This is a genomic window from Pseudolysinimonas kribbensis (assembly GCF_039531715.1).
Lineage (GTDB): Bacteria > Actinomycetota > Actinomycetes > Actinomycetales > Microbacteriaceae > Pseudolysinimonas > Pseudolysinimonas kribbensis.
On record NZ_BAAAQO010000008.1, the window covers coordinates 1 to 810 of the forward strand.

Sequence of the window (810 nt, forward strand, 5' to 3'; positions counted from 1 at the left end):
ATCTCGAGCGCGTCGACGACGATCTCCGCGGTGATCCGGTCGGAGATCGACCAGCCCACGATGCGGCGGCTGAACGCGTCGATGACAGCTGCGCAGTAGACCCACCCGTCCCTCGCGCGGTGTTGGGTGATGTCGCAGAACCAGAGCCGGTTCGGCTGATCTGCGCGGAACTGGCGCTTCACGAGATCCTCGTGGGTCGCGGTGTCCGGCTTCCAGCCCCGTCGCTTGCGGCGGTGGGAGACCCCGGTCAGGCCGTCCAGACGCATCAGCCTCGCGACGCGTTTCTTGCCGACGTGGATGCCGAGCCCGAGTCGCAGTTCGGCGAGCACCCGCGGAGCGCCATAGGTGCCGCGCGAGTCGCGGTGAACCCGACGAATCGTGCTCGTGAGCTGCGCGTCCGCGACCGCTCGCGGCGACGGCGGACGCGACGCCCAGTCGTAATAGCCGGACGTCGAGACCTTCAGAAACCGGCAGGCCACCGCGACGGGAACACCGTCCGCGGCGAGCTCCTGGACCAACCGGAACCCTATTTTGGGAGCACGTTCTCCCTGGCGAAGTAGGCGCTGGCGCGCTTGAGGATCTCGTTCTCCATCTCCAGCACCCGCAGCCGCCGGCGCAGCTCGACGAGTTCCTTATGTTCGTCAGTTGTCAGCCCGGGCTTGCGCCCCGAGTCGATCGCGTCACGATTCATCCAATTCCGCAGGCACGATTCGCTGATCCCGAGATCACGAGCAGTCTGACCGACCGGGTTGCCCTGAGCGATCAGATCAAGGGCACGACGCCGAAACTCCGGCGGGTGAGCAGCAGGCA

Annotated in this window: 2 protein-coding genes; both read right to left on the reverse strand. The window is 66.7% G+C overall.

What is annotated here, in order from left to right:
- The coding region (locus ABD285_RS16965; RefSeq protein ID WP_344203733.1) for an IS3 family transposase at positions 1 to 518 on the reverse strand (518 nt) is incomplete at its 3' end.
- A gap of 8 nt (positions 519 to 526) precedes the next feature.
- The coding region (locus tag ABD285_RS16970) for a transposase (protein WP_344203735.1) at positions 527 to 810 on the reverse strand (284 nt) is incomplete at its 5' end.